The sequence below is a fragment of the Maricaulis salignorans genome, assembly GCF_900103475.1.
Lineage (GTDB): Bacteria > Pseudomonadota > Alphaproteobacteria > Caulobacterales > Maricaulaceae > Maricaulis > Maricaulis salignorans.
Map to the genome: position 1 here is coordinate 1 of NZ_FNHG01000007.1, position 26,950 is coordinate 26,950.

General features: G+C 62.5%; 25 protein-coding genes. 14 read left to right on the plus strand and 11 right to left on the minus strand.

Annotation, left to right across the window (positions count from 1 at the left end; all coding sequences use genetic code 11):
* Nucleotides 1–703 precede the first annotated feature (703 nt).
* The 3 genes from BLT42_RS07195 to BLT42_RS07205 form a co-directional block, all read right to left on the minus strand.
* A complete protein-coding gene (locus tag BLT42_RS07195) occupies nucleotides 704–1,378 on the minus strand; it encodes a DsbA family oxidoreductase (RefSeq protein ID WP_091769072.1) in 675 nt (224 codons plus the stop codon).
* Nucleotides 1,379–1,748: 370 nt separating this feature from the next.
* A complete protein-coding gene (locus tag BLT42_RS07200; RefSeq protein ID WP_143024075.1) occupies nucleotides 1,749–2,618 on the minus strand; it encodes a hypothetical protein in 870 nt (289 codons plus the stop codon).
* 55 nt (nucleotides 2,619–2,673) lie between these two features.
* Complete coding sequence (locus BLT42_RS07205; RefSeq protein ID WP_091769374.1) at nucleotides 2,674–4,179, minus strand: UbiD family decarboxylase; 1,506 nt, start codon at nucleotides 4,177–4,179, stop codon at nucleotides 2,674–2,676.
* 262 nt (nucleotides 4,180–4,441) lie between these two features.
* On the opposite strand from BLT42_RS07205, the gene BLT42_RS07210 reads away from it, so the two are divergent.
* Nucleotides 4,442–4,885, plus strand: coding sequence for a BLUF domain-containing protein (locus tag BLT42_RS07210; protein WP_091769077.1), 444 nt, complete (start codon nucleotides 4,442–4,444; stop codon nucleotides 4,883–4,885).
* Here BLT42_RS07210 and BLT42_RS07215 read toward each other — a convergent pair.
* The 5 genes from BLT42_RS07215 to ubiA form a co-directional block, all read right to left on the minus strand.
* Entirely contained in the window at nucleotides 4,882–6,255 is a 1,374-nt protein-coding gene (locus BLT42_RS07215; protein ID WP_091769080.1) for a serine hydrolase domain-containing protein, read from the minus strand. The two genes, BLT42_RS07210 and BLT42_RS07215, sit on opposite strands and share 4 nt — an antisense overlap.
* Before the next feature lie 34 nt (nucleotides 6,256–6,289).
* Nucleotides 6,290–7,060 carry an enoyl-CoA hydratase gene (locus BLT42_RS07220; RefSeq protein WP_091769083.1) on the minus strand — a complete coding sequence of 257 codons (771 nt, stop codon included), beginning with the start codon at nucleotides 7,058–7,060 and terminating at the stop codon, nucleotides 6,290–6,292.
* 96 nt (nucleotides 7,061–7,156) lie between these two features.
* The gene (locus tag BLT42_RS07225; RefSeq protein ID WP_091769086.1) at nucleotides 7,157–7,588 is read right to left on the minus strand and encodes a MarR family winged helix-turn-helix transcriptional regulator; all 432 of its coding nucleotides are present in this window, start codon (nucleotides 7,586–7,588) and stop codon (nucleotides 7,157–7,159) included.
* Between the two features lie 42 nt (nucleotides 7,589–7,630).
* Nucleotides 7,631–8,281, minus strand: coding sequence for a class I SAM-dependent methyltransferase (locus BLT42_RS07230; RefSeq protein WP_091769377.1), 651 nt, complete (start codon nucleotides 8,279–8,281; stop codon nucleotides 7,631–7,633).
* Between the two features lie 9 nt (nucleotides 8,282–8,290).
* Nucleotides 8,291–9,217 (minus strand): 4-hydroxybenzoate octaprenyltransferase, encoded by a 927-nt coding sequence (ubiA, locus tag BLT42_RS07235; protein WP_091769089.1) that lies wholly within the window; start codon nucleotides 9,215–9,217, stop codon nucleotides 8,291–8,293.
* A gap of 79 nt (nucleotides 9,218–9,296) precedes the next feature.
* Here ubiA and BLT42_RS07240 point away from each other — a divergent pair, with 79 nt between their 5' ends.
* The 3 genes from BLT42_RS07240 to BLT42_RS07250 all read left to right on the plus strand — a co-directional run bounded on the left by BLT42_RS07240 (nucleotide 9,297) and on the right by BLT42_RS07250 (nucleotide 13,494).
* A complete protein-coding gene (locus BLT42_RS07240; protein ID WP_091769379.1) occupies nucleotides 9,297–10,061 on the plus strand; it encodes a 16S rRNA (uracil(1498)-N(3))-methyltransferase in 765 nt (254 codons plus the stop codon).
* A 111-nt stretch (nucleotides 10,062–10,172) separates the two neighbouring features.
* Complete coding sequence (locus tag BLT42_RS07245; RefSeq protein ID WP_091769094.1) at nucleotides 10,173–11,549, plus strand: glutamate--cysteine ligase; 1,377 nt, start codon at nucleotides 10,173–10,175, stop codon at nucleotides 11,547–11,549.
* 136 nt (nucleotides 11,550–11,685) lie between these two features.
* Nucleotides 11,686–13,494: a peptide MFS transporter gene (locus BLT42_RS07250; RefSeq protein WP_233342374.1), complete on the plus strand. Its 1,809-nt coding sequence runs from the start codon at nucleotides 11,686–11,688 to the stop codon at nucleotides 13,492–13,494.
* Nucleotides 13,495–13,569: 75 nt separating this feature from the next.
* Here BLT42_RS07250 and BLT42_RS07255 read toward each other — a convergent pair whose 3' ends face one another.
* The 3 genes from BLT42_RS07255 to tldD form a co-directional block, all read right to left on the minus strand.
* Nucleotides 13,570–14,559, minus strand: a complete 990-nt coding sequence (locus BLT42_RS07255) for an aspartyl protease family protein (RefSeq protein WP_176780289.1) — start codon at nucleotides 14,557–14,559, stop codon at nucleotides 13,570–13,572.
* Between the two features lie 232 nt (nucleotides 14,560–14,791).
* Nucleotides 14,792–16,909, minus strand: a complete 2,118-nt coding sequence (locus BLT42_RS07260; RefSeq protein WP_176780290.1) for a TonB-dependent receptor plug domain-containing protein — start codon at nucleotides 16,907–16,909, stop codon at nucleotides 14,792–14,794.
* 159 nt (nucleotides 16,910–17,068) lie between these two features.
* Entirely contained in the window at nucleotides 17,069–18,481 is a 1,413-nt protein-coding gene (gene tldD, locus BLT42_RS07265) for a metalloprotease TldD (protein WP_091769103.1), read from the minus strand.
* A gap of 395 nt (nucleotides 18,482–18,876) precedes the next feature.
* Between tldD and coxB the strand changes: the two genes are divergently transcribed.
* From coxB to BLT42_RS07315, 10 genes are all read left to right on the plus strand, one after another.
* The gene (coxB, locus tag BLT42_RS07270) at nucleotides 18,877–19,713 is read left to right on the plus strand and encodes a cytochrome c oxidase subunit II (protein ID WP_091769106.1); all 837 of its coding nucleotides are present in this window, start codon (nucleotides 18,877–18,879) and stop codon (nucleotides 19,711–19,713) included.
* A 14-nt stretch (nucleotides 19,714–19,727) separates the two neighbouring features.
* Nucleotides 19,728–21,356, plus strand: a complete 1,629-nt coding sequence (ctaD, locus tag BLT42_RS07275; RefSeq protein WP_091769110.1) for a cytochrome c oxidase subunit I — start codon at nucleotides 19,728–19,730, stop codon at nucleotides 21,354–21,356.
* Between the two features lie 8 nt (nucleotides 21,357–21,364).
* Entirely contained in the window at nucleotides 21,365–22,357 is a 993-nt protein-coding gene (locus BLT42_RS07280; protein WP_091769113.1) for a heme o synthase, read from the plus strand.
* Nucleotides 22,354–22,611, plus strand: coding sequence for a hypothetical protein (locus tag BLT42_RS15220; RefSeq protein ID WP_091769116.1), 258 nt, complete (start codon nucleotides 22,354–22,356; stop codon nucleotides 22,609–22,611). Before BLT42_RS07280 ends, BLT42_RS15220 begins: the two co-directional genes overlap by 4 nt.
* Nucleotides 22,608–23,171 carry a cytochrome c oxidase assembly protein gene (locus BLT42_RS07290; protein ID WP_091769119.1) on the plus strand — a complete coding sequence of 188 codons (564 nt, stop codon included), beginning with the start codon at nucleotides 22,608–22,610 and terminating at the stop codon, nucleotides 23,169–23,171. Before BLT42_RS15220 ends, BLT42_RS07290 begins: the two co-directional genes overlap by 4 nt.
* A gap of 70 nt (nucleotides 23,172–23,241) precedes the next feature.
* The gene (locus BLT42_RS07295; protein WP_091769122.1) at nucleotides 23,242–24,081 is read left to right on the plus strand and encodes a cytochrome c oxidase subunit 3; all 840 of its coding nucleotides are present in this window, start codon (nucleotides 23,242–23,244) and stop codon (nucleotides 24,079–24,081) included.
* A gap of 77 nt (nucleotides 24,082–24,158) precedes the next feature.
* Nucleotides 24,159–24,455, plus strand: coding sequence for a DUF983 domain-containing protein (locus tag BLT42_RS07300; protein ID WP_233342375.1), 297 nt, complete (start codon nucleotides 24,159–24,161; stop codon nucleotides 24,453–24,455).
* 48 nt (nucleotides 24,456–24,503) lie between these two features.
* The gene (locus tag BLT42_RS07305; RefSeq protein WP_091769128.1) at nucleotides 24,504–25,187 is read left to right on the plus strand and encodes an SURF1 family protein; all 684 of its coding nucleotides are present in this window, start codon (nucleotides 24,504–24,506) and stop codon (nucleotides 25,185–25,187) included.
* 51 nt (nucleotides 25,188–25,238) lie between these two features.
* On the plus strand, nucleotides 25,239–25,817 hold the full coding sequence (locus BLT42_RS07310; RefSeq protein WP_091769131.1) for a GNAT family N-acetyltransferase: 579 nt from the start codon (nucleotides 25,239–25,241) through the stop codon (nucleotides 25,815–25,817).
* A complete protein-coding gene (locus BLT42_RS07315; protein ID WP_091769134.1) occupies nucleotides 25,814–26,950 on the plus strand; it encodes an EAL domain-containing protein in 1,137 nt (378 codons plus the stop codon). Before BLT42_RS07310 ends, BLT42_RS07315 begins: the two co-directional genes overlap by 4 nt.

The following is a 26,950-nucleotide window of genomic DNA, read 5'->3' on the forward strand; positions in this document are numbered from 1 at the left end:
GAGCGGCTGGAGGTTTGCGGGGTTCCTCCCGGAGTGGGAGGGTGCGGGACGCCGGCGAATGCCGGTAACCGGTAATTTTATTAGCGTGACATTCGTGACGTCCCGCACGTGCAGTTTTCCCGTGGCGTCTCCACCGCCGTTTCCAATCCAAAAAGGTATTCGGGTCGGTCGTTTAGTGCCGTCAGACCTTAATGGACGCCCTGCCAGTGCTCAGGTTGTCACCCCTTCGCCCGGACAGGCTGCACGCTCCCGTTCGCCGCGACTGACTGAGCTCGTGCCTCCCGTGCGACCGGAACGGGTTGAGCATAAGCGCAGGCTGCGGGGGTGGGGATAATTTGGGTCATAGATCGTCATCCCAGCGAAGGCTGGGACCCGGTTCGTAGAGCAAAAAGGGTCGGAAACAGGCGCCAAATCAATGAGATGTCGGCGCGCGAATCTGGGTCCCAGCCTTCGCTGGGATGAGGATGATTTGTATGCTTGGTGCTGGATAAGCCAGGTCAGCGCCGAATAATCACCCGCACCAAACGCCCCACCCCACCGTCATCCTCACCAGCTCCGACCGCTTCGCGGCTACCTCTTCCATCAAGGAAGAGGAGGGCGATAATCGAAGCCGGTCAGATCAAACTCCCTCCTCTTCCTTGATGGAAGAGGAGCGCCGGACTTCAGTCCGGGGCGGAGCTGGTGACGGCCTCGCGATTTCGTTTCAGCACCAGCTCGCCTGATCGGTTGGCGGATTGCGCAGCAATTCGAGCACATTGGCTTCGATCAGCCGGTAGCCGACATTGCCGAACAGGCGCTGGCGGCCTTCATTCATGACGAAGGTCGGGCTGCCCTTGATGCCGTGATCATTGCAGATCTGGTAATCGCGCAGCAGGGCGGTGATCGCTTCGGAGGAGCACAGCTTCTCCTCGATGCGGGCGCGCGCAACGCCGAATTCATCGGCAAATTCGCACTGGATCTCATAGCTGGATATGTCGCGCCCGTGCTGGAAGAAGGCGCAGCGCAGCGCCCAGGCGGCCCTGGTCGACGCGCGATCCGTCCAGGCCAGTGCCTCGCCATCCTCGGCTTCGATCAGTTCAATCGCCTTGATGAAGAGATGCGCGCTGGCCGAAGAGCGCGGCCGCGCATCGAGCCAGACGCGTGGGTGTAGCTCGACATGGGGAAATGGCGTCGTCACCTCGCGCAAATGCGCATTGAACCCGTCAAACCCCTTGCCGCCCTCAATCTTGCCCCAGGCATCGGCAAACACGGAACAGAAATGCGTCTCGATCTCGATTTTGGTACCGAAATCGCTCGCCAGCTGGTCCAGCCGCCGCTGCCCGATCCAGGCCCAGACGCAGAGGAGGTCGGAATAATAGGTGATCTTGATCGGGGGCATGGCGGGGCTCCTCAACGGGGATGCGGCCGTTTTGCCCTATGCCGGGAGCGATGGCGATGCGGCATTTGTGGTGTGTGCCGGGCTGATAACGGTTTTTGTGTTCGGCGAGGAGGGGGCGCGGCGGCGAGGGACAGGTACCTCGGGTACCTGTCCCCAGGGAGGACTCCCGTTTTCCCCGGGACGCGTACCAGAGGTACACGTCCCTCTACGTCCGCGGGGCTCCTCAACGGGGATGCGGCCATTTTGCCCTATGCCGGGTGCGATGGCGATGCGGCATTTGTGGTGTGTGTTGTCGACACTCCGTTTCTCCCCCCCCGGAATCCGTGAGCCGCTACAGTGCGAGCTGACGACCGCAACGGACTAGAATTGGCTACTCGATGAGCATGTCTTGGATGCTGTCGGGGGAGGTGTGCTTTATTGAAATCACTTGGATGATTTCGTGTTTCTCATCAATCGTGACTCCATTTTCTTTGAAAATCGTACTCTCGGCGACACAATCCAACATGTCCCCCGGCCGTAACACAATCTCGCCAGCGTGAAATCGGCTGAGCCACTGTCGATCCCGGACAGCCGCGAAAATTGGGCGGCGACCTAGTCTGAACTCCCATTGGGAACGACCAATTAGATCGGGTTTCTTTATCACGAGGCGCCACTGGGATCGCACCTGTTCGGTGTCGGGAGCGACGGATGGATCCGGCTCACCAGCCCGTTGGTCAAAATCTACAGAAGGAACTATCGGAAGCTGCCCCCCGTCCCGGACAGCAATTAATTTGGCTGTGCCTTCGATTTGTCTGGCCGTTGTCGCAAGCCGCCTAACCTGGGTGCCAAAATTCGGAACAAAATCATCAGGCAGACCATCGACGAGCCGAGCGGAAAGGGGGGCGGCTACTTTCTCAGCATCGGCCAGAAGGTCGCGCTTCGAATACCCTTCTTCAGAGAGAAATTTCAATGCGAGCCATTTGAATTCGACCAAAGCCTCACGCCAAATTGCAGACAACCCTTTGTCGCGGATGGCATCGTCATTGGTGCTCGATAGAGCGTTTTTGAGAAAAAGCCTTATTGAGCCTTGCTCGACGCGGTCAATCGTCAAAGTCAACGCCAACGGTCCGTTTAGCGTCCCTGATATGTATGCGTCCAAATGCTCAAATGAGGCGGTCACCGAAGTGAGCGCAGACAATACATTTGTGGCCGATGCCGATGTGGGATCGAATTCGATCCTCAATTCAAAATCAGATTCCATACAGCGATATTAGGAACGGAGTGGTGAAGTGCAAGTTTTAGTTGAACGGTATCGCCTAGGCTTCCAACCCCAACTCCCCCCACATCGCGTCCACCCGCGCCTTCGTCGTCTCATCCATATCCAGCTTCTCGCCCCACTCGCGGCTCGTCTCATGGCCCATCTTGTTGGTCGCATCGAGCCCGATCTTGCTGCCGAGCCCTGAGACCGGCGAGGCAAAATCCAGATAGTCGATCGGGGTGTTTTCGACGGTGACGATGTCGCGGGCCGGGTCCATGCGGGTGGAGACGGCCCACATCACGTCTTTCCAGTCGCGCGGATCGATATCCTCGTCCACGACGATGATCCATTTGGTGTACATGAACTGGCGCAGGAAGGACCAGGCGCCCATCATCACGCGCTTGGCATGGCCGGCATAGGCCTTCTTCATCTTGATGACGGCGATGCGGTAGGAGCAGCCCTCGGGCGGCAGCCAGAAGTCGAGGATTTCCGGATATTGCTGCTGCAGCAGCGGGATGAAGACCTCATTGAGGGCTTCGCCGAGCACGGAGGGCTCGTCCGGCGGACGGCCGGTATAGGTCGACAGATAGATCGGATCCTGGCGCATGGTGATGGCGCTGATCCGGAAGACCGGGAAATGCTCGACGGAATTATAATAGCCGGTGTGGTCGCCATAGGGGCCTTCCGGGCCATACTCGTCGAGCATGACATGGCCCTCGAGCACGATCTCGGCTTCGGCGGGGACTTTCAGCGGCACGGTCTTGCAGTCGACCAGCTCGACCTTCTGCCCGCGCAGGATTCCGGCGAACTGGTATTCCGACAGCGTGTCGGGGATCGGGGTGACGGCGGCGAGTATGGTGCCGGGATCGGCGCCGAGCACGACGGCGCAGGGCAGGGGATCAGGTTTCTTGTCTTTCCAGCGCTGGAAATGCTGCGCCCCGCCGCGATGCTTGAGCCAGCGCATCAGCGTCTTGTCCTTGCCCAGCTTCTGCATGCGGTAAATGCCGAGATTGAAGTCGTCCTGCTTGTCGTTCGACGGGCCCTTGGTGACGACCAGCGGCCAGGTGATCAGCGGGGCCGGCTCACCCGGCCAGCAGGTCTGGATCGGCAGGCGGTCGAGATCGATCTCGTCGCCGGTCAGTACGATGTCCTGGCAGGGGGCGCGCTTCACCGTCTTTGGCCGCATCGACATCACCGTCTTGGCCAGCGGCAGCATGTCCATCGCGTCCTTGAGCCCGCGCGGCGGTTCCGGCTGGCGCAGGAAGGCGAGCAGCTCGCCCACTTCGCGCAACTCGCCGGCCGTCGAGCGCGGCTGGCCGCCCAGCGTCACCGCCTGGGCGACGCGGCGCACCGTGCCGAACAGATTGACCAGAACCGGCATCCCGCTTTTGACGCCGTGCTCATTGACGACATTCTCGAACAGCAGGGCCGGTCCGCCGGCATGCAGGGTGCGCTTGTGGATTTCGGTGATTTCCAGATCGGTCGAGACCTGTGTCGTGATGCGGACCAGATCGCCGTCACGCTCGAGCTGGTCGATGAAGTCGCGCAGGGATTTATAGGCCATGTCGGGGTCTCGCTTGCACCGGGCCTCGAAACTGCAACTTCGCTGCGCAAAATGCCAGTGTGCGATGCGTCGCAACACCAGCCGCACAAAACGGAAAAAACCGAACAGGGCCGCGCATTTGCCCGCCGGCATGCCCCGCCATTGCCCGGTTTCTCTCTGTTTTTAATGGTGTTTGACTGAAATTGTCGATTTTCCGGAGACAAAGCGTTCAAGGCTTGTCGCTACTCAGCGGCGAACGGAATTCATACAGGCAAAAAACACGATGTTGCACAGGGCAGTGATGGTCTCGAAGGCCCGGGTTGATCTCGGTGTGGGCGCGCTTAACGGCGATCTGGGCTCGCTGCTGGCCTGTTGCATGAAAGCGAGTACGGATCGCCATATGACGGGCGGTCTGATCTGGGATTCTGGCTGGTTCATGGAAGTGCTGGAGGGGCGCCGTGATGCCCTGGAAGACTTCTGGCAGCACATCATCAAGGATCCGCGCCACGCCGACCCGCAACGTCTCGAATTCGTGCCCTTGTTGAAACGCAGCTATGAGACCTGGTCGGTCGCCACACCGCGCCGCGGCCCGGCCAATCATTCCCTGCTTCGAAACCTCCGCAGTAATGTCCCGACCGCCGGTGAGGTGCGGACTCACGTCCGCACCGTCATCGCCACAGGTCTGGTTGCGGAATCGCCGCCCCTGGTCTGCGCCGTCCGAGCCTAGCCGGCCGTTGTGCCGGCGGGGGGTTGCAGCGCGGCGACGACTTCGCGTGCCAGCCGGCCTGAGCGCGAACTGACACCGATCGTGGCGCCAAAGCGGACAATCACCAGCTGCTGTTCGGGCATGACATAGCCCCACTGGCCCTGGAAACCGCTCATCATGATGGTTTCCGGCGGCAGGCCGGTTGCTTCGGTCGGCAGCCAGAAGCCCATGCCATAGCCACCCCCCGAATTCGGGGTCGGTTCGGCGACGATGGAATACCAGTCTTCCGGCAGGATGCGTGTGCCATTGGCGACGCCGTTGTCGAGATAGAGCTGGCACAGGCGCGCCCAGTCCTGGGCCGTGGCATACATGTAGGACGAGCCCTGGAAGACCCCGTTCTCGCCCGGCTCCATGATCGCGGAATAGATGTCCAGCGGCTCGAAAATGCGCGCCCGCAAGGCGGCGACCTGTTCGGGCAGGCTGTCACCGAGCCGGCGCTGCAGCGCGTCGGAGGCCAGGATGGTATTGCCGCTCATATATTGCCAATGCTCGCCGGGCGCGTGGAGGCGCTGCCGCGTGGCGGCGAAATGCGGCATGTCCCACTGGGTGAAGAGCATCTGCGAATTGGGGTCGGTGCCGTTATTGAGCTCGGCAATCGCCAGCCCGCCGGTCATGCGCAGCAGGGCCTCGATCGTGATCGCGTCAAGGCGTGGATCGCCGACCGCGGCCAGGGCCGGGATTTCGCCCTCGGCCCTGATATCAAGCGCGCCGTCCTGGGCCAGGCTGCCGGCCAGTGTCGCGATCACGCTCTTGGTCATCGACCAGCCGTGAAAGCGGGTCTCGGCGCTGGCGCCGGGGGCGTAGTGTTCGGCCACGAGGCGGCCCTGATGCAGGATGGCGACACCCAGCGTATGGCTCCCGTCCGCCTGCGTCCCGTCAAAGGCGCTCGCCATCGCCGCGTCGAGCGCTGCGGTGTCGAACCAGGCATCGCGGTGGGCGGTGTCGAGCGGCATCGGCTGGAAATCGCGGGCGACCGGAACCGTCAATGCCGGGTCAAAGCCATGGCCGCCATGCACCAGCGTACAGCCGAGTCCGTCACGCCAGACGGCGCGCTGGGTCCAGAACAGGCCGAGCAGGGAGGCGCTGACCTCGCGATTCTCCTCATCCATCGAATAGCTCAGCGCGCCGGCGGCATCGCCGAGCAAGGGGTCGAGATAGAGCGATCTGGCCTGGTCGGGCTCGAGGCCGGAGACCCAGGTCAGCGAGCACATCTGCTTGGCGACAATACCGGTCGCGGAAGGCAGGTAGATCTGGCCGATGGGTGACAGGTTGAGCGCCACCACGGCCGCTGTCAGGACTGCGCCGCCGGCGCCGAGTATGATGCGTAACATGTCTGCTCTCCCCCAAATCCCCGATGCGTTCAGTCTAGCCGAATTTCGAGAAATCCGGCTTGCGGCGTTCCATGAAGGCGGTCGCCGCTTCGGAGAATTCTTCCGAGCGCAGCAATTCGGCGAACATGCCGCCTTCCAGGGTGATGCGGTCCTGGATGCCCTCGGACGGACGCCGCATCAATTCCTTGGCGGCACGCAACGATCCCGGTGCCTTGGCGGCGAGATTGGCGGCGCTGGCGCGGGCCAGGGCCTCGACATCATCGGCGACATCATTGATCAGCCCGTGGCGGGCGGCCTTGTCGGCATCCCAGGTCGAGCCGAGCAGCAGGAGGTCAGCGGCGATGACATGACCGAACATGCGCGGCATCACCTGGCTGGAACCGTATTCCGGTGCCAGGGCGAGATCGACGAAGGGGGTCTTGAAGCTGGCGCGCGGCGAGGCATAGACGAGGTCGCAATGCATCAGCATCGTCACGCCAATCCCGATGGCGAGACCATCGACGGCGGCGATCACGGGCTTTTTCGCGTGCAGCAGGGCGCGCATGAAATGCTCGACCGGCGGGGTTTCACCGCCGCCGACATGCGGCGGCGCCTGCATGAAATCGACCAGATCATTGCCGGCGGTGAAGATGCCGCCGGCACCGGCGATGATGAAAACCCGGATAGCCGGGTCGGCATCGCCGCTCTCCAGCGCTTCGGCTGCAGCCGTATACATCGGCCGTGTCAGGGCGTTTTTCTTCTCGGGGCGGTTGAAGCGTATCGTGCGGATACCCGCGGCATCCTCGACCAGAACCAGCTCGCTCATCGCAGTCTCCCATTTGATTTTGGCGCAGCCTAGAGCATTGCGCCGCCGCTTGGCCAACGCTTTTGCGCTTACCTATACGTCAAGCAGGTCAGGCAATCAGGCTTCTGTGGCGAGCCGGGTGAGGACGCGGTGCAGTGTGTCGCTATCGTCTTCGCCGAGCCGGGTTTCCAGCTCGGTATTGAGGCCACGCAGACTGATGTCGGCGGCATCGCCCAGGGCGCGGCCCTTCTCGGTCAGCGAAACCACGGCAGAGCGGCCATCGGTCTTGGAGGCCGTCTTCCTGACCAGGCCGAGCGCTTCCATACGGCTGACCAGACCCGTCACGGCAGGCGGGTTGAGTGATAAAGTGTCGCCGATCTCGCCCATGCGACGTTCGCCGCGACGCGCCAGCAGGAAGAGCACGGCGGCCTGGGCCGAGGTGACGCCGGCCTCGGCCTTGAGGCGCGCATCGGCATCCCGGTTGAGACGCCGGGCGGCGATTTCGATCAGGAGGAAGAGCCGCCGGTCAACGGCGCGGATACGAGCCATGGAATTGAAACTGAATTGATTCTGGCCGGCAGGGGAGGGCCATCACCGGAATTTCCAGACCTTGGCATAACGCACTTCCCGGTCTTCCAGATCGCGGGTCACCGGGACGGTATATTCGGCCAGCTTGTCCAGCCGGTCCTGGGGCAGGAAGGAGCGTCCGGGATCGCCGATCAAGACAGTGGCGCCGCGCCGTGCCAGGTCCTGCAACCAGCCACCGATCAGCCGCGCCGGAGCGTCCTCATAGAAGACATCGCCGGCGAGCACGACATCCCAGCCCTCATCTGTGCCGACCAGGTCGCCGAGCCGGGTTTCCAGCGTGACGGCATTGGCGGCGGCATTGGCCTCGATGGCGGCGATGGCGAATGTGTCGAGTTCGCAGGCCAGGACTGACGCAGCGCCGGCCTGCATCGCGGCAATGCCTGAGACCGCGCCGCCGGCGGCAAAGTCGAGCACGCGCTGGCCGGTCACGATTTGCGGATTGTCGAGGCAATAACGCGCCAGCGCCTGGCCACCGGCCCAGGCGAAGGCCCAGAAGGGCGGCGGCAGGCCCATCGCGCCCAGAGCCTCTTCGGTCTGTTCCCAGATCGCCACGGTCTCGACCGCCAGGTGGAGCTGGATTTCCGGGACCAGGGGCGGCGCCATCAGGGCCGTATGGGCACGAACGAAGGCGACGGGGTCGAGGCTCTCGCTCATCGGGTCCATTCAGAGCAGGGCGGCGAGGGCGAAGGTCGCGACCAGCAAAAGCCCGGCCGTCCGGTTGGACTTGAAGATCGCCAGGCATTGGTCGCCATTCTCGATATCGAGCAGACGGACCTGGTTGAACAGGTGCGCTGTATAGAGCGTGTAAGGGATCACCACCCAGGGCGTTGCCGCACTGAGCCAGATCGCGAGGCCGACGAGCACGGCATTGACACCGTAGAAGCCGGCGACCCAGAGCTGCGAATTATCGCCGAACAGGCGGGCGGTGGATTTGACCCCGACCAGGGCGTCATCTTCGACATCCTGGTGCGCATAGATGGTGTCATAGCCGAGCGTCCAGCACACCGCCGCGGCATAGAGGACCAGCACGGTGAAATCGATCTGCCCCGTCGCAGCGATATAGGCGACGGGAATACCCCAGTTGAAGGTCAGGCCCAGCCAGGCCTGCGGCCACCAGGTGATGCGCTTCATGAAAGGGTAGGCCGCCACCAGCAGCAGGGCGGCGAGCCCGACCCCGATCGCCGGTAGCGGGAATTGCACGAGCACGAGCAGACCGACGGCCGCCTGGGCGGCGACGAAGAGCCAGGCCTGTTTCAGTGTCACCGTCGCGGCCGGCAGGGGCCGGTTGGCGGTGCGGGCAATGCGGGCATCGAGATCGCGGTCGACGATATCATTATAGGTGCAGCCGGCGCCGCGCATTGCCACCGCGCCGATCGCGAACAGCACCGCATACCAGAGATCGATCCAGCCCAGCCCCTGGCCGATCCGCGCCAGCATCAGGCCGTGCCAGCAAGGCAGGCCGAGCAGCCAGAAGCCGATCGGACGGTCATAGCGCGCCAGGCGCAGATAGGGGCGCAGCGCCGCCGGCGCTGTATCTACCCAACTGCTTGGAAGGGAGTCTGCGACTCGCCGATCGAAATTCAATTGCATCCGCAAAGGTGTGACAAAGCCGGACGGCCAATTCAAGGCAGGCTTGACGGCAAGACGCAGTGCCGCCAAAGCCAAGGGCATGTCGACCGATCCACGCCTCTTCCTCGATTCGCCCTTCGCTGCCGCAGCCCGTCTCGCCCTGAGCCGGGAGGATACGCATTACATCCTCAATGTGATGCGGCGCGGCGAGGGCGATGGTGTGCGCCTGTTCAATGGCCGTGATGGCGAATGGACGGCCCGGATCGCGGACCCGCATCGCAAGGGCGCCATCCTCGAACTGGTCGCCCAGACCCGGGCGCAAACCAGCGTGCCGGATCTGTGGCTGCTCTTTGCACCGGTCAAACGGCAGAAGACCGATCTGATTGTCGAGAAGGCCACCGAGCTGGGTGTGCGCGAAATCCATCCCGTCACCACGCGCCGCACCCAGGCCGACCGCAGCAAGCCGGAACGCTTCCACATTATCGCCAAGGAAGCGGCCGAGCAGACCGAACGCCTCGACCTGCCGGAAATCGTGCCGATTGAACGGCTTGAGCGCGTGCTCGATGGCTGGGATCCGGCGCGCATTCTGTATTATTGCGATGAGGCTGGCGATGATGATGGCGAGCCCTGGGGCGGGAATGCCGGCCGCGCCGGGCCGATGCTGGATGTATTGCGGGCCGACCCGGCAGGTCCTGCAGCCCTGATGATCGGGCCCGAGGGCGGGTTTGCGCCGGAAGAACGCACCCGTTTGCGCCAGCTCGATTTCGTTCGCGCTGTTTCGCTGGGGCCGCGCATTTTGCGTGCCGAGACAGCGGTTATCGCGGCGCTCTCCCTGTGGCAGGCTGTGCGCGGCGACTGGGGCTGATCGTCACGTCCGCGTGAAACGCAGACCCTCGCCCTTGTTCTCTGCCTCTCACCTCCATATTTGAAACCTGAATTGTTTCACGCAGATTGTTTTGCGATCGGGGGCCTTGGGATGAGCGGCACGTATAATCAGGGCGGCGAAGGTGCTCCCATCGAACATAGCGACCAGCTGGCCGCCTATCTCGCCGCCGGCTGCAAGCCGCGCGAGACCTTCCGCATCGGTACCGAGCACGAAAAATTCGGCTTCGCCCTGAAGGATCACACGCCCATTCCCTATGCCGGCGACGGGCCGAGCGTGAAGAAAATGCTCGAGGGCCTGATCCGCTTCGGCTGGGAGCGCGTCGAGGAAGACGACAAGCTGGTGGCGCTCAAGCGCGATTCCGCTTCCATCACGCTGGAGCCCGGTGGCCAGTTCGAATTATCAGGCGCGCCGCTGGAAACGGTCCACCAGACCTGCGCCGAAGTGAATCTCCACCTGACCGAAGTGCGCGAAGTCGCCGATGAAATCGGTGCCGGTTTTCTTGGCCTCGGCTTTTCGCCGAAATGGTCACTGGACGAAACGCCGATGATGCCCAAGGCCCGCTACGGGCTGATGAAGGCCTATATGCCCAAGGTCGGCACGATGGGGCATCAGATGATGTTCCGCTCCTGCACCGTCCAGACCAATCTCGACTTCTCGAGCGAAGCCGACATGATCAAGAAATTCCGCGTCTCGCTGGCGCTGCAGCCGCTGGCGACGGCGCTGTTTGCCAATTCGCCGTTCAAGGATGGCGCGCTCAACGGCTATCTCTCCTATCGCGGCCATGTCTGGACCGACACCGACAATCATCGCACCGGCATGCTGCCCTTCGTGTTCGACGAAGGCATGAGCTTTCAGCGCTATGTCGACTGGGTGCTCGATGTGCCGATGTATTTCGTCAAGCGTGGTGGTCAATATCTCGACGCGACCGGCCAGAGCTTCCGTGACTTCCTCGATGGCCGCTTGCCGGCCCTGCCGGGCGAAAAGCCGGTGATCAGCGATTGGGAAGACCATATCGGCACCATGTTCCCGGAAGTGCGCCTGAAGACTTTCCTGGAAATGCGCGGGGCCGATAGCGGCCCATGGAATACGCTCTGCGCCCTGCCGGCCTTCTGGGTCGGGCTCCTGTATGATGACACGGCGCTGGATGCCGCCTGGGATCTGGTCAAGGGCTGGAGCGCCGATCAGCGCGACGGCATGCGCCTGGCCGCCGCCGTTCACGGCATGCGCGCGGGCTATGATGGCGACCGTTCGATGCAGGATCTGGCGAAGGAAGTCCTGGCGATTTCCCGCGCCGGTCTCAATGCCCGGGCGCGCCTGAATAATTACGGCGAGAACGAAGCCCACTTCCTCGATGATCTCGACGAGATCGCCGCCTCCGGCGTAACCCGCGCGGATCAGCTGATCGAGCGTTTCAAGGGGGAGTGGAAAGCTTCGATCGAACCGGTCTTCACCGAGTGCGCCTACTAGGTTTTTGCCGCCTTCACGTAGATTTGTAATCTAGATGAATGACGCAAGCGGCAACTGAGACTTGAGCCTTCCCCTTTGCCGTGGTCAATTGCGGCAATATTTTGACCCGCATCAAGCGGGAAAAGGGGAGGTTTGCGTGACTGATACCAATGCCACGCCGTCGACGGGGTCTGCGGACACGTCATTCTTTGGTCACCCGAAAGGGTTGGCGATTCTGTTTATGACCGAGATGTGGGAGCGCTTTTCCTATTACGGGATGCGTGGCCTGCTGGTTATTTACCTGACTCAGCATTTCCTGTTCTCTGACGAACGTTCGACCCTGATCTATGGTGCCTATACGGCGCTGGTCTATGTCATGACGATCATTGGCGGCACGCTCGCTGACCGATATCTCGGGCAGCGAAAGGCGGTCACATTCGGCGCCATTCTTCTGGTCTTCGGCCATGGGATGATGGCGTTTGAAGGCGAAGGCTCGCGCGAGATCTTCACCTATGACGGCGCCGCCTACGAGTTCACGCTCGATGGCCGCGGCGGCGATGCCAATCAGCTGATCGTTTCCGAGACGGGCCAGTCCCTGATCACGTTCGAGGATGAAGGCACCCGCCTTGTCATCGCTGATCCGGACGCGGTTGGCCTGCCTGCAGAGCTGCCATTCTCCAGCGATATGACCCGTGTCGAGCAGGATCCGCTCTACGTCAATATCCTCTACTTCGCCCTGGCCCTGATCATCGCCGGCGTCGGCTTCCTGAAAGCCAATATCTCCACCATTGTCGGCGCGCTCTACGGGCTCGGCGATACACGGCGCGATTCCGGCTTCACCCTGTTCTATATGGGCATCAATATGGGCGCCTTCCTATCGTCGGTCACCGTCGGCATTATCGGGATCGTCTATGGCTGGGCCTGGGGCTTCGGCCTTGCCGGTATCGGCATGTTGCTCGGCCTGTTCACCTTCCTCTTCTTCCAGAGCTGGCTGGGTGGCCGCGCAGAGCCGCCAAATCCTGAAAAGCTCAAGGAAAAAGTGTTCGGACCGATCAATGTCGAGATGGCCTGTTATCTGGCCGGCCTGGGCATTATCGGCGTTGCCATGCTCGCCGTGATGAACCCGGAATATATGGGCGGCATTCTCGGCCCGCTGGGCGTGATCATGTTCGTCGTACTGGTCGGTTACGCGCTGCTGAAAACCAAGGGTTCGGAACAAGGCAAGATGTTTGCGGCGATCTATTTCGTGCTGGCACAGATCCCGTTCTGGGCCCTGTTCGAGCAGGCCGGTTCGTCACTGACCCTGTTCACTGATCGTCTGGTGGATCGCACCATGTTCGGTGTTTCGGTCCCGTCCCCGGTCTTCCAGGGGCTCAATGCAGCTTTCATCTTCATCTTCGCACCGCTGATTGCCTGGCTGTGGATCTGGCTCGCCAAGCGCGGCCGCAATCCATCCACACCGGTCAAGTTCGCACTGGGTGTGTTCATGGCGGGCCTGGGCTTCTACGCCCTGGTGGGTGGCATGGGTGTCAGCGGCGGGACTGGCCTGACGGCCGTCTACTTCGTCTTCCTGATCTACTGGATCCACACCATGGGTGAGCTGATGCTCTCCCCGGTCGGATTGTCGGCGGTGACCAAATTGGCACCACCAGCGGTCGTCGGCATGACGATGGGCGCCTGGTTCCTGTATTCGGGCCTGTCCAACTTCCTTGCCGGTGTCATCGCCTCATCAACGGGTGCGGAAACCATTGGCGGTCAATTGACCGACGTGGCGGCTGCCAAGGCGACCTATATCGAGATCTACTCCCAGGTCGGTATGATCGCGATGGCGATCGCCGTGGTGATGCTTTTGATCTCGCCGATCATCAAGAAGATGATGGGCGATGCCGATGGCACGATGACGCCACATCCAACCGAGACTGAAGCCGGTGGTCAATCGATGGATCGCTCGTCCGGCGCCCCGTAGGGACTGGATCGGCACAAGACAAAGAAGGCCGCGGAGCGATTTGCTCCGCGGCCTTTTTTCTGCCTGGGACGGGGATTAGCGCCGGCCGCGCCGGTTGTCCGGTGCCTCGGCCTGTGCGCGGCCATTATCGCAGGCATCACGCGTTTCCGCGGCGCTGATCTCGAATACACCGGCTTCGCGGTCAACGGTGATGGTCGCGAATTGCAGGACGTCCATGCCGATCACCATGGCCGGCATCCGGCCCCAGTCGAGCGCCTCGAAAATATCGAGATCGGCCTGCAGGGCGGTGACTGAATTGAGACACAGACCGCCCAGCTGCAGATTGCGCAGCACAACAGGCAGGGCCTCGGCCACCAGCTCGTTTTGCAGCCGGCCTTCGACACCATTGATATTATAGGTGACGCCGCCGCTATGGTGCTGAATCTGGTTGCGCAGCCGCTCATTGACCAGCGTCCGCGCGCTGCCGGAATCGATCAGGACCCGCACGCCACGCATGCCGCGCCTGAGTTCGGCCTGACCGATCAGGAGGCTTTGCGGAGAGACCCATCCATCGGCATGGTCCGGCGGGGCGCTGTCGAGCGTCAGCGTCGCTTCGGAGAAATTGACCCTGTATCGGTGTGCAGGCAGGGCGTCGGCACCCAGCAGGCCCGCGACCGGGTGCGGCTGGCTGCGGTCGACCGGGATCACGACGCTGTTGAGGGACATCGGCGCCAGATCGGCGAAGCGCAGATCCTGCAAGGCGAAGCGTTCTGCCGAGAAGCGGGTCGTCAACGACTGGACGTCGCCATAATTCTCCCAGAGCGACTGGAAACCGAGCGCTTCGGCGACCGGTTGGGCGATCGCCGTGTGGCTCGCGCCGGTATCGAGCAGAAAAGTGTAGGGGCCGTTCGTGCCGATCTCGACATCGACCATCAAATGCCCGCTCGGTGCGCGTTCCAGTGTGACAGGATCAGCCAGGCCGGTGGCCGGGAGAAGGAGCGCGGCGGCGATGCCGGTCAGCAGAGCCTGGCGTGAGCGGCGGTCCAAGCGCGCGGGCGGCTGGGTCGGGCGTTCTTTCAATGGCATCGGCGTGTCCTCGGATCGTGAGACGGGCCAGGGCAGCAAAGCGGTCGAACTCCCGGACCCGCCGCGTGCCGTGGCCGGTCGAACAGACATACAAGTCAGCCTTCCTGTCCGGATGGGTTCACGCTAGCCGTGAACCGGGCCGCGCGCCACACTTTGCCGGCCTGGCTCGCGCAGACGTGAACAGGGCAGGCGGGCCGGGGTGGCGGCCCGCCTGTCAGGTCGAGGCCGGGGGCTAGAAGGTTCCGCGTACCCGCAGATACCAGGTCGAGCCCGAGCTCCCGGTGCGATACTCGGTGCCTGTCACAAGGCCGGCCGCCCTGGAGCCGTCGTAGAAAACCCGCTCCCGCTTGTCGCCGGTATTGAGAACGCCATCGACGCCCAGCCGGGTGGTTACGCCGCCCCACCGGGTGGTCTCGATGTAAAGATCGAGATCGCCATCGGTATTGTCATAGAGGCGGAATTCCTGGGCGCGGTAGACCTCGCCATCGGAAACCCAGTGATAATCCCAGCCCCAGGCGAGCTGCTGCGCCGGGAAAGTCTGGCGGTAATCGAGGCCGAGTTCCCATTCGCGCGTGCCGGAGAAGGCGCGGTCCTGGCCGGTCAGCGGATCCTCGACATTGGTATTATACCACTCGCCGAACACGTCGATCACGGCATTGGTCAGGCCGATCGCATCGAGTGGTGTGGTCAGATTGGCGGTGACGCGCAGATTGGTGCCGTCGCCAATATTGCCCGGCGCATCGAACACGCCGGTCGGTGTCGTGATCGGCACCCAGCCATCGAGATCCTCGATCCAGTCATAGCCGACCTGGAGCGAGAAGGAGCCGTCATCACCGAAGCGGCGTTCCCATTCGGCCTCCAGCGTCCAGGTGCGCTGGGGCACATAATCGGGATTGCCCAGGGTGGCGTTATTGTCGGCGATATCGACGGAGCTGGCGAATTTGCCGAAATCCAGCTGGTCGACATCGCGCTGCGCGGTCAGGCGCAGCCGGTTCTGGTCGTCCTGGCGCCAGTTCAGCGTCAGGCTTGGCTTGGGATAGGCGAAGGAGCGCGACTGCTCGGAATCGCCGGTCTGCACGATTTCCGAGAATTCATAGCGCAGGCCGCTTTCCAGGCTGAGCCGTTCGCTGACCGTCCAGGTATGATTGACGAAAATCTCGCTGCGCGTCTCCTCGACACGGGTATTGGCCACCGGCAGCACGACGGGCGTAACGGTCACGCCATCATCCTCGAACAGGGCCAGGCCGGTCGCGCGGGCATTGACCGCGATCTCGGCGCCAAATTCGAAAGCGTGACGCTCGTCCGGGGTCCAGGCGAGTGTCTGACGCAGGGCCGTTTCCTCGGTTTCGCCCTCGGCCTCGACGATGATGGCACCGAGAAAGCCCGACGCGGGATCATAGGTCTCATAGGCTTCCGGACCGTCATCCCAGGTCTCGCGGTCGGCGAGCGCCATTGTCTGGATGGAGAGGGTCGCGCTGAGCTCGCGGGCATAGCTCACCGAGCCGAGATAGGAATGGCCGTGATTGCCGGCCTCATTCTGCTCATAGCGCAGCGGCACATAGCCAGAGCCGGCCGGCGCGTCGATGAAGGAGACCTGGCTGTGCCGCCAGTCCCACGCATTGCCCTGGAGGTCGAAGCGAAGGCTGGACTCGGCATCGATCTGCCAGTTCAGCGAGAAGGAGGGCTCGACCTCGCGGTAATGGCGCTGGTCATTGTCGCGCTGGATTTCCACCAGGGCATCGCTGGCATCGTGCAGGGAGCGGCGGCGGTGGATCCGGTTGCCTTCCGTGCCGAAATCGAGGCCGAAGCTCAATTCAACCGGGCCTGCGACCGTGGCGTAGGAGATGATCCCGCGCGGCCCCAGCCGGCCCGATGGCGACAGCCGCAGGCGCGCGTCAAACGAGCCGGAATTGCCGGCGCCCTCGACCAGGATGATATTCACCAGCCGCGAATGGCCGCGCATATTGTATTCCGGCAGGGCTTCCTGGATCAGTTCCAGTTGCTCGACATCGGCAATCGGGATGCGTTGCAGCACCGTGTCCAGCGACAGGGATTTATTGGACGGGCGGGTGCCATTGATCAGCACATTGCCGAAACTGTCGCCCAGGCCGCGCCGGCTGGTATCGCCATCGGACAGCGAAAAGCCGGGAATACGTTGCACCATGTCCAGCGCCGTGACCGGTGAGAACGGTTCGAAATAGGCCTTGCTGAATACCGAAAGACCGCTCTGGCTGTCCACGCCGGCGCTTTCGCTGGAAGTCGTCTCGGTTTCAGCGTCCGACCATGCCGGTGCGCCGATGGCCGCGAAACAGGCTGTGCTCGCGATTGCCGTTGTCCAAATATCTCGCATATGTCCCCACAAGATGCGCCTGCCCCAAACCATGAAGCGGGGATACCAATTGACCGCAAACCCGGCCACGTAACGATTGGTAATAAAACTCACACAAATGCGCGCGGCGGCGCGTCGCGCCTGCCGTCACAGGGGCATCGCGCCAACATTGCTTTTCAGTCAGGCAGCGCCGCCCACGGTCAGTCCGGCGATTTTCAGGCTCGGCTGGCCGACCCCGACCGGCACGCCCTGGCCGCCCTTGCCGCACATGCCGACGCCTGGATCCATCGCGAAATCATCGCCGATCATGGTGATCTGGGTCAGCGCCGTCGGGCCGTCACCGATCAGGGTTGCGCCCTTGACGGGGGCCTCGATCTTGCCATTGCGGACCCGATAGGCCTCGGTGCACTGGAAGACGAATTTGCCCGATGTGATGTCGACCTGGCCGCCGCCGAAATTGACGGCGTAAATGCCGTCCGTGAGGCTGGCCACCATCTCCTCCGGCTTGTGCTGGCCGCCCAGCATATAGGTATTGGTCATCCGCGGCAGGGGTGGATAGGCGTAGGATTGGCGACGGCCATTGCCGGTCGGCGTCTGGCCCATCAGCCGCGCATTCATCCGGTCCTGCATATAACCGACCAGAATACCGTCCTCGATCAGCACGGTGCGCTCGGTCGGTGTGCCCTCATCATCAATGGTCAGCGAGCCGCGACGCTTTTCCATCGTGCCGTCATCGACAATGGTGACCCCGGCCGAGGCAACGCGCTCGCCCATCCGGCCGGCGAAGGCCGAGGAGCCCTTGCGGTTGAAATCGCCCTCCAGCCCGTGGCCGACGGCTTCGTGCAGGAGCACGGCAGGCCAGCCAGGGCCGAGCACGACATCCATGACGCCGGCGGGAATATCAATGGCGTCGAGATTGACGCGCGCAATCCGCATCGCCTCATTGGCCAGGCCTTTCCAGGCGTCCGGCGCGATCCATTGATCGAACTCAGCGCGCCCGCCGGCCCCGGCCGAGCCGGTTTCGCGGCGGCCGTCACGCTCGACCGTGACCGAGACATTGAGCCGGACGAGGGGGCGGATATCGGTTTTCATATCGCCATCGGCGCGCAGGATGGAGATCGAGCGTGTCGAGCCGGCGATCGAGGCGCTGACCTGGACCACGGACGGGTCCTTGGCGCGGCAATAGGCGTCGATCTCCTGCAGCAGGGCGGATTTGACCTCGAAGGCCGGATTGGCGACCGGATCAATCGCGTCATAGAGCTTGCGGTTTGTCCCGGCCGGTGGCGGCGCAAGAATGGCGGCGGGCCCGCGCTTCACGGCGGAGGCCGTCTCGGCGGCGCGCTTGACGGCGTCCAGTGTCGGGTCCGAGGAGTGGGCATAGCCGAAGGCTTCACCGGACACGCAGCGCAGGCCGAAGCCGCGGCTGGTGTCAAAATTGGAGGCTTTCATGCGGCCATCATCGAAGACCAGCGATTCGGAAGCCGCGGTCTCCAGAAACAATTCGCCATCATCGGCACCGGACATCGCCTCGGCGAGCACAGGCCGGACATCGTCAGCATCGAATTCGAACTGGGAGATCGGTTCGTCGGACATGATGGGCCTCACTTCTCGTTCTTCGGATAGGGTAGACATAGTTCAGCGCGTGCCCTGAGGGAATAAGCACGGGCCGGAGCAATAGCAGCGCCGCCTCGATTCGAAGCGCGCCACGCCCGGTCAGACTGAGACGATTGGACGCACGCGCGCAGCCATCACCGCCCGGAACCGCAAATCAGATAGCGATTTCATGTGGAAAGCCCGCCTATGACAGTCCTGAACCTGCCGGGTAAGCGGTTGAACGGCTTGAATTTTTCTGAAAATTGGACCAAGCCCTGCACAACGCGCTACAAAAAGTGTGCTTGGTGACCTGACAGCGTCGGTGACCACCTCTATATTCCGCCGCCATCGGTGAGGGTTTCCTCACCTTCACGCCTGACTTGTATGGGGAAGCCATGCGTTTCTTGACCGCAATTGTGCTCACTTGGATCACCGCATCCACTTCCGCCCTGGCGCTGAACGTGCCGGCGGACGGGGGATTGAATCTCCCGCGCGCCGTGACGCCGATCATGGAGCGGATCAGCGACTTCCACACCTTGCTGCTCTGGATCATCATTCCAATCACGCTCTTCGTCATGGCCCTGCTCGTCTGGTGCATGTGGCGCTACAATTCGAAGAATAATCCGGTCCCGAGCAAGAGCAGCCACAACACGCTGCTCGAAGTCGTCTGGACCGCATTGCCGGTCGTGATCCTGATCGCCATTTCGGTCTTCTCCTTCCCGCTTCTTTATTATCAAGAAGAAATTCCTGACGCCGATTTCACCATCAAGGCGACCGGAAACCAGTGGAACTGGACCTATGAGTATCCCGACCAGGGTGCGATGGAATATCTCTCCATCATGGTTCCCGAAGCGGATCTCCAGCCTGGCCAGCACCGCAATCTCTCGGTCGATTACCCGCTGGTGGTGCCAATCAACGCGGTGATCCGCCTGCAGGTGACCGCGACCGACGTGATCCACAACTTCGCGATGCCGGCCTTCGGGACCAAGATCGACGCCATTCCCGGCCGCATCAATGAGTCCTGGTTCCAGGTCACTGAGGAAGGCACTTTCTACGGTCAGTGCTCGGAATTGTGCGGTCTCGGCCATGCATTCATGCCGATCGAGGTTCGTGTCGTATCCCAGGACGTGTTCGACGCCTGGATCGCGGCTGAGCCGGGGACGGACGAATCGAATGCCGTAATTGCCGCATACGAAGCCGCGCGGGATACGCGCCTGGCGCAACTCGATTAGGAATGGGCTGAACCATGTCTGCTGACGCCGCAAATCACGACGCTCACACCCCAAGCATGTGGGACTGGAAGCGCTGGGTCTTCTCGACCAATCACAAGGACATCGGAACGATGTACCTGATCTTCGCGATTCTCGCGGGGATTATTGGTGGTGGAATGTCCGGACTGATCCGTTGGGAGCTGGCCGAGCCCGGCTTGCAGGTCTTCGACGGCATGGCGTTCGGCGGCTTCTTCGGCGATGCCCAGGGCTATAACGTCATCACGACGATGCACGGCCTGATCATGATCTTCTTCATGGTCATGCCGGCGATGATTGGCGGTTTCGGCAACTGGTTCGTGCCGCTGATGATCGGCGCGCCGGACATGGCCTTCCCGCGCATGAACAACATCTCCTTCTGGCTGCTGCCCTTCTCCTTCGCGCTGGCCCTGATGTCGATGTTCGTGCCGGGTGCGGGTGGTGCCAATGGTTTCGGCGGTGGCTGGGTGATGTATCCGCCGCTCTCGACGATGGGTCATCCGGGCCCTGCGATGGATCTCCTGATTCTGTCGCTGCACATTGCCGGTATCAGCTCCATCCTCGGTGCCATCAACTTCATCACCACGATTTTCAACATGCGCGCTCCGGGCATGACCATGCACAAGATGCCCTTGTTCGCCTGGTCGATCCTGGTCACCGTCTTCCTGCTTCTGCTCTCGCTGCCAGTCCTTGCCGGCGCCCTGACCATGCTGCTGACGGACCGCAATTTCGGTACGGCCTTCTTCGATCCCGCCGGTGGCGGCGATCCGGTCATGTACCAGCACCTGTTCTGGTTCTTCGGACACCCGGAAGTCTACATCCTGATCCTGCCCGGTTTCGGCATGGTCTCGCACATTGTCTCGACCTTCTCCAAGAAGCCGATCTTCGGCTATCTCGGCATGGCCTATGCCATGGTCTCGATCGGTGCGATCGGCTTCATCGTGTGGGCTCACCACATGTTCACCGTCGGTATGCCGGTTGATCTGAAAGCCTATTTCGTTGCGGCCACTATGGTGATCGCGGTGCCGACCGGCATCAAGATCTTCTCCTGGATCGCAACGATGTGGGGCGGTTCGATGGAATTGCGCACGCCAATGCTGTGGGCCATCGGTTTCATCTTCCTGTTCACCGTTGGTGGCGTCACCGGCGTCGTGCTGGCCAATGCCGGCATCGATGTCTCGCTTCACGACACCTATTACGTCGTCGCCCACTTCCACTATGTGCTGTCACTCGGCGCCGTGTTCGCGATCTTTGCCGGCTGGTACTACTGGTTCGAGAAGATCTGGGGCGTGAAATACAACTCCATCCTGGCCCGCCTGCAATTCGCCTTCTTCTTCGTGGGCGCCAATGTGATCTTCTTCCCGCAGCACTTCCTGGGTCTGCAGGGCATGCCGCGCCGCTATGTCGATTACGCTGACGGCTTCGCCTTCTGGAACGGCGTTTCGTCCTGGGGTTATGTGATCATGCTGGTGGGTATGGTGCTCTTCTTCGCCGTGCTGATCGAGGCGGCCCTGCGTCGTCGCAAGGCCGACGCCAATCCATGGGGCGAAGGTGCCACGACGCTGGAGTGGACCCTGTCCTCGCCACCACCTTTCCACCAGTTCAACGAGCTGCCACGGATCAAATAGGCAGCGTGTTGAACACCACCACAAATCCCGGCGATCATCGCGCAGAGGGCGGGGCCGTTTCGACGGCCTCGCCCCGCGACTATTTTGACCTGATGAAGCCGCGTGTGATGACGCTCGTCGTCTTCACCGCCTGCGCCGGTCTGGTAGCCGCACCGGTCGCCATGGATCCGGTGCTGGCAGCGATCGCAATCCTGAGCCTGGCCGTGGGCGCTGGCGCCGCCGGCGCGCTCAACATGGCCTATGACTCCGATATCGATGCGATCATGCAGCGCACCCGCAAGCGGCCCATCCCGCGCGGTGTCGTCAGCAAGGCCGATGCCTATGGGCTCGGCATTATCGCCTCCATCCTGTCGGTGATGATGATGGCGCTGGCGAGCAATTATCTTGCGGCCGGTCTGCTCGCCTTCTCGATTTTCTTCTATTCCGTCATCTATTCGATGTTTCTCAAGCGCTCGACGCCGCAGAATATCGTCATAGGCGGCGCGGCCGGGGCTTTCCCGCCGATGATTGGCTGGGTCGCCGCGACCGGCCATATCTCGCTCGATGCCTTCATCCTGTTCATGATCATCTTCCTGTGGACGCCGCCGCACACCTGGGCGCTGGCACTCTATAAATGCGGTGATTATGCCGCCGCCGGCATTCCGATGATGCCGGTTGCCAAGGGCCCGAAATCCACGCGGCTGCAAATCCTGCTCTATTCCATCGTGCTGGTTATTTTCGCCGGCGCGCCGGTCCTGACCGGACTTGGCGGTATCGCCTATGCCCTGACCTCGCTGGGTGGCGGCGCACTCTTCCTGCTGCTGGCCTGGCGCGTCTTCAATTCGCGCGCCGGTGAAGCGGGTTCGGCCGAGGAGGGCGCGCTCTATGCCGTCCGCGTCGGCGACAAGGCTGCGCGCGACCTGTTCGCCTATTCCATCGGTTACCTCACCGTCCTATTTGCCGCATTGATTATTGAGCACGGATTTGGTGCCTATATGGCGGTGCCAGGAGTGGGCGGATGACCGATACCAAGGATGAGACCCCGAAGACAGACGCGCCGGCGGCAACCCCGTCCGGACCGTCCGCGCATGCGGCATTCCAGGCCCGCGAAGGCCTGCCGACCGGGGAATTCGTCAAGCTGACGCCGGAACAGATTGCTGCGCGTCAGCGCCGCAATATTGCGATCGGTCTGAGCCTGGTGGTTTTCTGCGCCCTGGTTTTTGTCGTGACCGTCATCCGGATCGGCCAGAATTTCGCCGAGGCGGGCGCGGTATGAAAGCGCCGCTGGACAAGAATGCACGCGTAGCCCTGTTCGCCGGCGTCGCGGCTGTGACCATGGTCGGCGCCGCCTTTGCGTCGGTGCCGCTCTACAGCCTGTTCTGCCAGGTCACCGGTTATGGTGGCACAACCCAGATCGCCATCGGCGAGGCGGGCGCCGTGCTCGATCGCGAAATGACGGTCCTGTTCGATGCCAATACCGGCCGCGGCCTGCCCTGGGAGTTCGAGCCGGTTCAGCGTTCGCTGACCCTCAATGTCGGCGAGAGCGGTCTGGCCTATTATCGCGCGACCAATGTGTCCGACCGGCCTATCACCGGTGTCGCGACCTATAATGTCGCGCCGTTCAAGGCGGCGATCTACTTCTCCAAGATTGAGTGTTTCTGTTTTACGGAACAAACACTTGAGCCGGGAGAAAGTATTGATATGCCGGTCCTGTTCTTCGTCGATCCGCTGATCGCCGAAGAGCGTTTTCTGGATGATGTTCACGCCATCACCCTGTCCTATACGTTTTTTGAAACCGATGGGGCTGCGTCTTCGCCAAGCGATGCCGCGCCTTAGCATTGAACCTTTGTCCCGTCGCGGTTATCACGGCCCGACAGGACTGATTTGAAGTCGCAGGAGATTCGCGATGGCTGGGCATGCCGTAAAGCACGATTACCACTTGGTCGATCCGAGCCCGTGGCCGTTTGTCGGCTCGCTGGGTGCATTCCTTCTCGCCCTTGGCGCTGTCGGGAATATGAAGGGCCTTGTCGGTCCTGATCATCCGCTTGCCATTCTCTATGCTGATGGCGGCTGGGGCGGTCTGATCCTCGGTTTCGCCGTGGTCATCTACACGATGATCGGCTGGTGGGGCGATGTGATCAAGGAATCCAACCGCGGCGATCACACGCCAGTGGTGGATATCGGCCTGCGCTACGGCATGATCATGTTCATCGTGTCCGAAGTGATGTTCTTTGCCGCCTGGTTCTGGGTCTTCTTCGAATACGCGATCTTCCATGATGTCCGGATTGATCCGGGTCTGGCCTCCTGGCCGCCAGCCGGTATCGAAACCTTCGATCCCTGGCATATCCCGCTGATGAACACGCTGGTCCTGCTCCTGTCGGGCACCACCGTGACCTGGGCTCACCATGCCCTGCAGCATGATGATCGCAAGGGTGCCAAGCTCGGCCTCCTGCTGACCGTCATTCTCGGCCTTTGCTTCACCGCCCTGCAGGCGATCGAATACGCCGAAGCCGGCTTCTCGATTTCCGGCAATCTCTATGGTTCCGCCTTCTTCATGGCGACGGGCTTCCATGGCGCGCACGTCATTATCGGCACCATCTTCCTGGCCGTCTGCCTGTTCCGCCTGATGGCTGGCCAGATGTCCGCCAAGAAACATTTCGGCCTCGAGGCTGCGGCCTGGTACTGGCACTTCGTTGATGTGGTCTGGCTCTTCCTGTTCACCTTCGTCTACGTCGTCTACCAGTAACCGGAACTGACATGGATAAACCCTCCCCCTTCGCCGCCGGCCTCTCGGGTCGCTGTCCGAAGTGTGGGGAGGGGGCCATGTTCAAGGGCCTGCTGGCGCTCGCACCGCGTTGTGACGCGTGCGGTGCCGATTTCGAGAGCGCCGATGTCGGTGATGGTGCGGCGGTCTTCGCGCTGTTCATTGTCGGCTTTCTCGCCGTTGTTCTGTTCCTGCTGATGGCCGTCGCCTTCCGGGGCATGCCCTGGTGGGGTCATATGTTGGTCCAGGTCCCGTTTATCTTTGGCGCGTCCATTCTGTGCCTGCGTCCGCTGAAGGGACTGCTCTTCGCGCTGCAGTTCGAGCATGGCGCGCAGCAGGGCCGGCTCGACGATTAGGCCAGGCTCCGGCCCTGGCTTGCCCCCAGGGAGGTGAGGACGATCCTCATGCCATATTTCAGACCGCTCCCCGTACTGACTGTTTTCAGCGTGTTCGCGCTCGCTCTTCTGCTCACACTGGGCGTGTGGCAGATGCAGCGCATGGAGTGGAAGGCGCAGCGCATCGCCGCCTATGCCGAGCGCGGTGCGGTGACATCCTTTCGCGACGCGCTGTGCGGCGAGCATGCCGGTGCCTTCGGCCCGAGCATTACCGCGCCGGCACCGCTCGCCGGTGCGCAATTGCGCTATTACGCCCTGCGCGGTCAGCCCGGCTGGGTCCGGATCGGGCTGATGCCGGCGCCGGCCTGCGCTCCCGGCGAGCCGCAACGCTATCTTTTCGTGGAATCCGGTTTCGAGGATCTGGCCGGCAATATCATCGCCCGGCCGCAAGCCTGGCGGCTGGAACTGTTTCCCAGACCGGGAAGTTTCGCCAGCGGAAACGATCCGGATACCAATCAGTGGTATATCTTCGACCGGGACATGATGGCGCAGGCCCTCGACACGGATCCCGGCCAGGTGCTCGACGTCTGGGCGCGGGCCGATCTGGGTCTGCCCTCCAGCCTGAGCCAGACACCGCCGTCCAAGCATCTGGGCTATGCGGTGACCTGGTTCGGATTGGCGGCGGCACTGATCGGTGTGTATCTGGCTTTGCACATCGCTCGCGGGCGGTTGCGGCTAGCGGCCAGGCCGTAAGAGACGACGCGTAGACAGCCGGCAGAGAAACGGCAGGACAGGAGCAGGCGAGTGGCATTGTGGCGCGACGCGGAAATTGAAACCTCCCTGATGGCCCAGGGCATCCGCCTGAGTGCGCCTACGCTCGAGGATTACGAAAACTGGGCCAAGCTGCGCGGCGCGAGCCGCAGCCATACCGAGCCGTGGGAGCCTGCCTGGACAGTCGATGAGCTCAGCCGCAGCGCCTTCAAGCGTCGCCTCGAGCGCTACCAGATCGACCGGCAATCGGGTGCCGGCTATCCCTTCTTCGTCTTCCGCAGTCGCGACAATGTCCTGCTCGGTGCCTGCAATCTCAACAATGTCCGCCGCGGCGTCCAGCAGAGCGCCGATATCGGTTATTGGATCGGAACTCCCTATATTCGTCAGGGACATACACGTATGGCCGTGCGGCGGATCATGGCCTTCGCCTTCGATAATCTTGGCCTCCACCGGGTTGAGGCAGCCTGCCGTCCGGAGAACAGGGCCTCCCGCAAATTGCTCAAGAGCATCGGTTTCCAGTTCGAGGGTCGCGCCCGGGCTTTCCTCAATATCGCCGGCGAATGGCGCGATCATGACCGCTTCGCGCTGCTGAATACCGATCCGAGATTATGACATCGGTCGATTTCGAGAGCGGCGCCCGCGCCGCCGGCGCCGTCGCCTTTGCGATTGAGCTCGACCGCGGCGGCCAGATCCGTTTCACGGGCGCGCTCGAAGCCTTCGGATTGCAGCGGGCCACCTTCGACTGGAGCGGATTTTGCGACCGGCTCGGCCCGGCTGACCATGCCCGGCTGGATGCGGCGCTGGGCGGCGACCGGCTCGACCTGCGTATCAGGCTGATCGGCGAGACCGGCAGCGTGGCCTATGTCCGCCTGCTCGGACGCCGCGTGACCGAGCAGAGATTTGAGGGTCTGATGACTCCCGCCGGCCTGAGCGGTGAGGGCGCGCTGCGCATTCGTGAAGAGCACGCCCTGGCCAATGCCGTCGCCGCCGGCGAGGTGATCGCCTGGTATCAACCCATTATTGCCCTGGCGACGGGCCGTCTGGCGGGCTTTGAGGCGCTGGCCCGCTGGGAACGCCCGGGCGTCGGCGTGCTCGCACCGCAGGACTTCCTTGCGATGGCCGATGATCTCGACCTGCTCGACAGGATCAGCACTGAAGTGCGCGCCTCGGCGATCGCCGATCTCTCGCTGTGGCGAACGGTTTGCGAGGGTGGCAGCGAGCTTTTCGTCGCGGCCAATGCGACGGTGAGCGAACTGGTTTCGCCTTCATTCCCCGATGCCCTGCTGGAGGCCGTGCGGCAGGCGCAATTGCCGGCGGGCGCGTTCAAGCTCGAAATCGCCGAGACCGAAATCATGCGCGACCCCGATCTCGCGGCCGGTGTGATGGCGCGTCTGTCTGCAGGCGGTATCGCACTGGCGCTGGATGATTTCGGCACCGGCTATTCATCGCTGGCCCGGCTGGAAATGCTGCCCTTCGATGTCGTCAAGATTGACCGTTATTTCGTCCGCGCCATGGCCGCCAATGAGAGCGCCGGTACGGTGGTGCAATCGGTGATCCAGCTGGCACGGCATTTCGGCATGAAAATCGTCGCCGAAGGCATTGAGAGCGCCGAGAGCGGGGATGGCCTGCGGGCGATGGGTTGTGATTTTGGCCAGGGCTATCGCTATGCCGGGGCCCTGGCCCCCGATCAGGCCCTGCTCGCCGTGCGCCACGGGCTGGAGGGCCGCTTCCTGCCACCGGCCTGA

What these genes read in the sequence shown, in the direction of transcription:
- BLT42_RS07195 (WP_091769072.1), bottom strand. Translation starts at nt 1,378, where the DNA reads ATGCCCCCGATCAAGATCACCTATTATTCCGACCTCCTCTGCGTCTGG.
- BLT42_RS07200 (WP_143024075.1), bottom strand. Translation starts at nt 2,618, where the DNA reads ATGGAATCTGATTTTGAATTGAGGATCGAATTCGATCCCACATCGGCA.
- BLT42_RS07205 (WP_091769374.1), bottom strand. Translation starts at nt 4,179, where the DNA reads ATGGCCTATAAATCCCTGCGCGACTTCATCGACCAGCTCGAGCGTGAC.
- BLT42_RS07210 (WP_091769077.1), top strand. Translation starts at nt 4,442, where the DNA reads ATGTTGCACAGGGCAGTGATGGTCTCGAAGGCCCGGGTTGATCTCGGT.
- BLT42_RS07215 (WP_091769080.1), bottom strand. Translation starts at nt 6,255, where the DNA reads ATGTTACGCATCATACTCGGCGCCGGCGGCGCAGTCCTGACAGCGGCC.
- BLT42_RS07220 (WP_091769083.1), bottom strand. Translation starts at nt 7,060, where the DNA reads ATGAGCGAGCTGGTTCTGGTCGAGGATGCCGCGGGTATCCGCACGATA.
- BLT42_RS07225 (WP_091769086.1), bottom strand. Translation starts at nt 7,588, where the DNA reads ATGGCTCGTATCCGCGCCGTTGACCGGCGGCTCTTCCTCCTGATCGAA.
- BLT42_RS07230 (WP_091769377.1), bottom strand. Translation starts at nt 8,281, where the DNA reads ATGAGCGAGAGCCTCGACCCCGTCGCCTTCGTTCGTGCCCATACGGCC.
- ubiA (WP_091769089.1), bottom strand. Translation starts at nt 9,217, where the DNA reads ATGCAATTGAATTTCGATCGGCGAGTCGCAGACTCCCTTCCAAGCAGT.
- BLT42_RS07240 (WP_091769379.1), top strand. Translation starts at nt 9,297, where the DNA reads ATGTCGACCGATCCACGCCTCTTCCTCGATTCGCCCTTCGCTGCCGCA.
- BLT42_RS07245 (WP_091769094.1), top strand. Translation starts at nt 10,173, where the DNA reads ATGAGCGGCACGTATAATCAGGGCGGCGAAGGTGCTCCCATCGAACAT.
- BLT42_RS07255 (WP_176780289.1), bottom strand. Translation starts at nt 14,559, where the DNA reads ATGCCATTGAAAGAACGCCCGACCCAGCCGCCCGCGCGCTTGGACCGC.
- BLT42_RS07260 (WP_176780290.1), bottom strand. Translation starts at nt 16,909, where the DNA reads ATGCGAGATATTTGGACAACGGCAATCGCGAGCACAGCCTGTTTCGCG.
- tldD (WP_091769103.1), bottom strand. Translation starts at nt 18,481, where the DNA reads ATGTCCGACGAACCGATCTCCCAGTTCGAATTCGATGCTGACGATGTC.
- coxB (WP_091769106.1), top strand. Translation starts at nt 18,877, where the DNA reads ATGCGTTTCTTGACCGCAATTGTGCTCACTTGGATCACCGCATCCACT.
- ctaD (WP_091769110.1), top strand. Translation starts at nt 19,728, where the DNA reads ATGTCTGCTGACGCCGCAAATCACGACGCTCACACCCCAAGCATGTGG.
- BLT42_RS15220 (WP_091769116.1), top strand. Translation starts at nt 22,354, where the DNA reads ATGACCGATACCAAGGATGAGACCCCGAAGACAGACGCGCCGGCGGCA.
- BLT42_RS07290 (WP_091769119.1), top strand. Translation starts at nt 22,608, where the DNA reads ATGAAAGCGCCGCTGGACAAGAATGCACGCGTAGCCCTGTTCGCCGGC.
- BLT42_RS07295 (WP_091769122.1), top strand. Translation starts at nt 23,242, where the DNA reads ATGGCTGGGCATGCCGTAAAGCACGATTACCACTTGGTCGATCCGAGC.
- BLT42_RS07300 (WP_233342375.1), top strand. Translation starts at nt 24,159, where the DNA reads ATGTTCAAGGGCCTGCTGGCGCTCGCACCGCGTTGTGACGCGTGCGGT.
- BLT42_RS07305 (WP_091769128.1), top strand. Translation starts at nt 24,504, where the DNA reads ATGCCATATTTCAGACCGCTCCCCGTACTGACTGTTTTCAGCGTGTTC.
- BLT42_RS07315 (WP_091769134.1), top strand. Translation starts at nt 25,814, where the DNA reads ATGACATCGGTCGATTTCGAGAGCGGCGCCCGCGCCGCCGGCGCCGTC.